The organism is Streptomyces ossamyceticus, from assembly GCF_001418475.1.
Classification (GTDB): Bacteria; Actinomycetota; Actinomycetes; order Streptomycetales; family Streptomycetaceae; genus Streptomyces; species Streptomyces ossamyceticus.
On the sequence record NZ_LIQX01000496.1, the window covers coordinates 1 to 5685 of the forward strand.

7 protein-coding genes and 1 pseudogene are annotated in these 5685 nt (G+C 74.6%); 1 reads left to right on the top strand and 7 read right to left on the bottom strand.

Going from position 1 to position 5685, the window contains the following annotated elements:
- Positions 1 to 331 (top strand): helix-turn-helix domain-containing protein (locus tag AOK15_RS47520; RefSeq protein ID WP_240508677.1); only part of this gene is annotated, 331 nt, incomplete at its 5' end.
- 34 nt (positions 332 to 365) lie between these two features.
- On the opposite strand, the gene AOK15_RS30800 is transcribed toward AOK15_RS47520, so the two are convergent.
- From AOK15_RS30800 to AOK15_RS30830, 7 genes and pseudogenes are all read right to left on the bottom strand, one after another.
- Positions 366 to 1277: an MEDS domain-containing protein gene (locus AOK15_RS30800; RefSeq protein WP_055521620.1), complete on the bottom strand. Its 912-nt coding sequence runs from the start codon at positions 1275 to 1277 to the stop codon at positions 366 to 368.
- A gap of 256 nt (positions 1278 to 1533) precedes the next feature.
- Complete coding sequence (locus AOK15_RS30805; RefSeq protein ID WP_055521621.1) at positions 1534 to 2139, bottom strand: hypothetical protein; 606 nt, start codon at positions 2137 to 2139, stop codon at positions 1534 to 1536.
- Complete coding sequence (locus AOK15_RS30810) at positions 2105 to 2923, bottom strand: FkbM family methyltransferase (RefSeq protein ID WP_055521622.1); 819 nt, start codon at positions 2921 to 2923, stop codon at positions 2105 to 2107. The genes AOK15_RS30805 and AOK15_RS30810 overlap by 35 nt, the downstream gene beginning before the upstream one ends.
- A complete protein-coding gene (locus AOK15_RS30815) occupies positions 2920 to 3159 on the bottom strand; it encodes a Trm112 family protein (RefSeq protein ID WP_055521623.1) in 240 nt (79 codons plus the stop codon). The genes AOK15_RS30810 and AOK15_RS30815 overlap by 4 nt, the downstream gene beginning before the upstream one ends.
- Entirely contained in the window at positions 3156 to 4070 is a 915-nt protein-coding gene (locus AOK15_RS30820) for a hypothetical protein (RefSeq protein ID WP_055521624.1), read from the bottom strand. Before AOK15_RS30820 ends, AOK15_RS30815 begins: the two co-directional genes overlap by 4 nt.
- Positions 4071 to 4084: 14 nt before the next feature.
- Complete coding sequence (locus tag AOK15_RS30825; protein ID WP_240508678.1) at positions 4085 to 4987, bottom strand: class I SAM-dependent methyltransferase; 903 nt, start codon at positions 4985 to 4987, stop codon at positions 4085 to 4087.
- Positions 4987 to 5685, bottom strand: a pseudogene (locus tag AOK15_RS30830) (condensation protein); the annotation flags it as partial. The pseudogene AOK15_RS30830 and the gene AOK15_RS30825, both read right to left, overlap by 1 nt.

The following is a 5685-nucleotide window of genomic DNA, read 5'->3' on the forward strand; positions in this document are numbered from 1 at the left end:
GGGTGCGGGCCTTGCGACCGCCTCGGGGCCCGCCCCCGCCGCGGTCGCAAGGCCCGCACCCGGCTTACGCGACGCCCGGACGCCGGCCGGGAGCCGTGCCCCCGACACCGCCGTGACCACCAGGGCCCCCGCCGAGCCCGTGCCGCTCACCCGGCGGGAGCTCCAGGTCGCCGCCCTCGTCGCCCAGGGCCGCACCAACAAGCAGATCGCCGACCATCTCGTCATCGCCCGCCGCACCGCCGAGGGCCACGTCGAACGGATCCTGGTCAAGCTGGGGTTCCGCAACCGCAGCCAGGTGGCGGCCTGGTTCAGCGCGCGCTCGTCGTCCTAGGCCGTGTCGCAAAGTCTCGTCTGCCCCCCAAGGCTCACCCGGCGGCCGCCGCCTCGTCCTCCACCCTGACCACCAGCTGCGGCACCTCCGCCGCGCCCAGTTGCTCCAGAACCAGCGCGAGCAGCTCCCCGCAGCGCACGGTCACCGTGCTGCCGGGCGGCAGGGACGCGGCGAGACTGATCAGCTGCCAGGCGCAGTGCGCCTCCATGAAGCACAGGTCCCGCAGATCGAGGACGAAATGGCCGGGCCCCGAGTCGTTCCGGTGGCCCAGCGCCTCACGCAGGGCCTCCACGAACTCCGGGCCCGTGCCCGGCTCCGCGCCGCCGGCGATCCGGCCGCCCTCCGGGACCCCGGTCACCGTCGGAGAGTCGAGCAGCTCCACCACCCGCACCGGATGTACCTCCGCGACCCTGGCCGTCAGCTCGTCACCGAAGCGCCGCCGGTCGTACCAGCAGATCGCGGTGAACAACGGGTCCGCGAACAGCGGCGCCACGGACGCTTCGTAGTCCAGCAGCCGCTCCGGGTCGAGACGGACGCGGGGTGCCCAGCTCATGTCGGCCGCGATCCGCAGCCCCGACCAGCCCTCCGCGTGGGACCGGCCGACCTCGGTGCCGTACGCGTCGATCGTGCGCTTCTCCTCGAAGCGGCCGTCGGGGACGTAGATCTCCGTGTTCCGCTTCACCGCCAGCTGCCCGCGGTCCCGCGCCGCCACCGCCCAGCCACTGCCCCCGTCCAGCAGCGTGACCACCTCGTCGTCCGTCAGGTCGTCCGGGTCCAGTACCAGCAGCACCTTCTCCCGGCGCGCCAGACTGGTCCGCGTGTACGCGGTGAACACCTTCCACGGAGACTCCCCGGCCACGTCCGCCGTCGCCATGCACGCGTGATCCCCCAGCCGCAGCCCGTCGACGGACACAGTGCGACGCTCCGCGGAACGTTCGGACGACATCGGGGCGCCTCCCTGGCGGTACGGGACTCTGCGCGGAGGCTAAGCCCTCGCGGGCCGCCGTTGAGGGGATGATCGCGACTGGCCGACTTGGGTCCGGCGGCGAGCGAATGGGAGGCAAGGATGAACGGTCACGTCCCCCACTCGTGACCGCGACCCGGACCCGCGCCACAGGCCCTCGAGGGGCCGACAGCCTTCAGCCAACCGCCGACCGCCGACCGCCGACCCGCCGACACCTGACCCGAGCCGGCGGCAGGCCCTACCGGGCACTCACCCGCTGCAACAGCCCCCACGTGAACTCGGCGACGACCTCCCGTCGCGTGCCGCGCGCGTCCGGCGCGGCGAACGCCAGCCCCCAGCGGGTCGGCGCCGACCCCTCCAGCGGCCGGGCCGGGGCGAACGCGCGGGCCACCTCGTCGACCGTGCACGACCACGGGGTCAGGTCCTCCAGCGTGGCCGGGGCGGGGACGGCGGCCCCCGGCGCCCGGACGAGCCACTCGTTCCAGACCGCCCCGTCCGGACCGACCAGCACCTCGAAGCGGAGGTCCGGCCACAGCGGCACCGGCCACAGCCGGGCCTCGCAGTCCAGGTCGCCGATGCGGCGCGGCGCCACGGACTCCGGCGCGCCCAGCACGGACCGGTAGCGTGCGGCGGCGCCCCGCGCCCGGGGCGAGCGGACCATCGCCTGCCACCGCCTGTTCGCCTCGCGCATCTCCGCGATCGACACCCCCAGCTCCCGCCGCGCCTCCTCCACGAGTGAGGGATTGTGGTCGGCCATGCGCCGCAGCAGCACGAGCTGGAAGTCGAGCGGGGTGAACGGACCCGAGGGGCTACCGGGGCGTTTCGCGGAGGGCATGGGAGCCATGGTCCCCCACCGTCCCCCCGCCCGGTCGGCGCCCGTCCGGCAGGAACAGCACCGAGTTCACGTACCGCGGCCCCCCGAACGGCAGGACCCGGCGCAGCAGACCGTGCGACGCCACGTACGACGTGCGCGCCTGGTGGGCCTCCAGCACGGCCGGGTTCAGCCGGTGCCACGTCCCGGCGGGCAGCACCCAGCCGGTGTAGCCGAGGCCGGTGAGGAGGTCGACGACCGGGGCGATCGGCTGGATACGGGACTCCAGCTCGATGAAGAGGGCCGGGCGGTCACGGGCGAGGGTCGCGGAGGCGCCGCGCAGCACGGCGAGTTCGTTGCCGTCCACATCGATCTTGACGAAGCCGACCTCGCTCAGACCGAGTCCGTCGAGGGTGACGCACGGGACGTCGAGGGCGCGGGCGTGGATGTCCCGGCGGACCAGCGACGACACGCCCCGCCCGCCGTCGTCGCCGGGCGGCAGCCACAGCCGGGCGGTGCCCGGCCGGTCGGAGGCGGCGGCCTGGACGACCCGGACGTTGCCGGGGGCGCCCGCGACGAGCAGCCGGGCCAGCCGGGGCACCGGCTCGACGGTCACCACCCGCGCGGCCCGCCGGGCGAGCCGGTGCGTCCACGGGCCGTACCAGCCCCCGACGTCGACGGCCGTGCCGCAGCCGGGCGGGCACAGTTCGTCGAGGCGGGTCAGCTCGGGCTCGAACCGGGGATAGACGAACCGGGCGGTCGCGGCGACCGCCCGGTCGGGCAGCAGCGGAGCCAGCCGGGCGGCGAGCGTGGTCATGAACACATCCTCCTCAGCAGTTCCTCGTGTTCGTCCTGCGTGACCTGCTCGCCCGAGGACGGCAGCAGTTGCGGGATGCCGTCGACGATCGGGTACCGGCGGTGCAGCCGCGGGTTGTAGAGCGACTCCGGTGCCCGGGACGCCTCGTCCGGTCCCTCCTCGGGCACGACCAGATGCAGCGGGCCCTTGTCGAGCGGGCACGCCAGGATCTGCAGCAACGGGTCGTCGGGGTTCATGGCGGCGTCAACTCCTTGGCGGGGGCGGGGGGTTGTGGCGCCGACGGCGGCGCGTCGTGCTTGGGCATGCTCAGCAGGACACCGACCGCCAGCACCGTGCCGGACAGCCGCAGCGCCAGCCGCACCGGATCGTCCGGCAGCGACTCGCCGAACGACAGCGTGCCGAGCACGGCCGTGAACAGGCTGGTCACCGTCGTGCACACCGGCACGATCAGCGAGGCCCGGCAGCGCTGGAGCGCCGCCTGCGACATGACCAGACCGAACGCGCCGGTGAACAGCAGCAGATACGGGTACGGGGAGCGCAGCACGGCGACCACCGCGTCCCCGATCCCGCCGACGGTGAGACGGCTCGACACCCCCTTGATCGCGAGGGAGCTGACGCCGTACAGCAGGCCCACGGCCACCCCGTACTCGACGCCCGTGGTCGGCAGCCGGTGCCGGTGCCGGGCGCGCCGCTCAGCGGACCGGTACAGCCACACGCCCAGCGCCAGCGACGGCAGGCAGATGGTGAGGACCAGCGCGTACGGCGCGTCGCGGCTGACCGTGTCGGAGCCCTCGTCCAGCGACAGCACCACCATCAGCAGCGCGGCGAGGATGGCGCCCAGCGCGTACCGCTCCCGGCCCGTCGTCTCCTCCCCGAGCAGCCGCGCCGACAGCAGCACCAGCAGCACCAGCCCGGAGACGAAGATGCCCTGGGCGGCGGCGATCGGCAGCGTCCGGTACACGGCGAGCTGCGCCGCGAACCCGGCGGCCAGCGACAGCGAACCCCCGATCCACAAGGGGCTGCCGAGGACCAGTCGCAGCAGTCTCAGCGGCTGCCGCACCGACACCTGGGGCAGTGTGCCGAGCGCCCGCTTCTCCAGCACGAACCCGGTGCTGTACAGCGCGTTCGCCAGCAGGGCCGCGGCCACCCCCCACCACATGGTCACGCGCCCCGCGTCGACGGCCTGCGCGCGTGCAGCAGCAGGATCGACGCGGCCGACGGGGCCGCGCACACCAGCCGGTCCAGGGGGCGCATCGGCCGCGGTACGCCGTGGAAGGGCGCGCCCCGCAGCCGTACGACCTCGAAGCCCGACGCGGCCGCGAACTCCCTGAGCGCGCGGGCCGTGTAGAGCCGCAGATGGCCCACGACCTCCGTGCCCGGCCGGCCGTGGATGCCGCGCAGGCTGACCTCGGAGAACACCGGCTGTACGCCCGCGAGCAGCAGGGCCCGGTTGTACCAGGCGGCGAGGTTCGGGGTGGAGAGCATCAGATGGCCGCCGGGGCGCAGCACACGGCGGATCTCGTCGAGCGCCGCGTCCGGGTCGACGAGGTGCTCGATCACCTCGCTGAACAGCACGGCGTCGGCGGACTCGGCCCGGAACGGCAGCCCCCCGTCGGTGAGTTCGCCGCGCACGGCGTACGGCATACGGGTGCGGGCGCGGCGGAGGGCGTCCTGGGACCAGTCGACGCCGATGAGGCGGTGGCCGGGCAGGAGGGGCGCGGCGGTGGCGGCGGCGGTGCCGTCGCCGCAGCCGATGTCGAGGATCGTGCGGGCACCGTGGGCGGCCGGGCCGAGCGCCTCGGCGAGCATCCGGGCCTGGCGGAGACTGCGGGGGCTGCCGGAGGCGACGGGAACGGCCGGGTCCTCGTAGAAGTCCCGCAGGCCGGGGCGGTCCGCGGTGGTCCTGGTGCCGTCGGTTGCGGTGCCGGTGGTCGTGGTGCTGTCGGTCGTGGTGCCGGTGGTCGGGTCCGCGCCGCCTGCCCGGTCCGTGGCGTCGGCCGTGTCCGTCGGATCCGTCGGAGTCGTCGTCCTCGGTGTCGTCGTCCTCGGTGTCTTCGTGGACATCAGGGGGTGTCCTCTTCCGTCGCGTGCAGGTAGTGCTCGAAGAGGTCGCGGAGGTGGGCGCCGTCGCCGTGGCCGAGCAGGGCACGGGACCAGCGCAGGGCCAGGTGGAGACGGCCCGCAGTGGAGGCGGTCGTGACGGTGAGGCCGCGCGGCATGCGGGCGGGCGCCGAGAACCACACGGCGTGCGCCCGGCCGGCCTCCTGACCGAAGTCCAGGGAGTACGGGATGCGCCCGATGTTGCTGAGCAGGGTCGTCGACGTCCAGGGGGCCGCCGCCCGGCGCAGGCCCCGGGTGAGGGCCGCCCGCCAGGAGACGGGGACGACGGGCGCGGTCAGGAGCGAGGCGCCGTGGCCCAGTTGGGGTCGGGTGAGCGACTTCAGCGCACGGGTGCGGTCGGCCGTGCGGCGCAGCAGGACGGCGGTGGGCGTGCGGCGCTGGTCCACCTCCTCCGGGAGGAAGGCGACGTCGACCAGACGGGTGCCGTTGCCGATGGGCATGCGGGTGTCACGGGGCCGGTCGTCCACGGGCATGGTGATCCGGAACGGGCGCGGGCGGGCGCCGTGCTCCCGGTTCCAGTGGGCCAGCATCAGGGCCGTGGTGACCATGAGCTGGTCGTTCACGGTGTACGGGGCCGACCTGGGGCGCCGGGGCACCGGCAGTTCGGTGACGAGCAGGCCGTTGCCCGGGGAGGGCTCGGG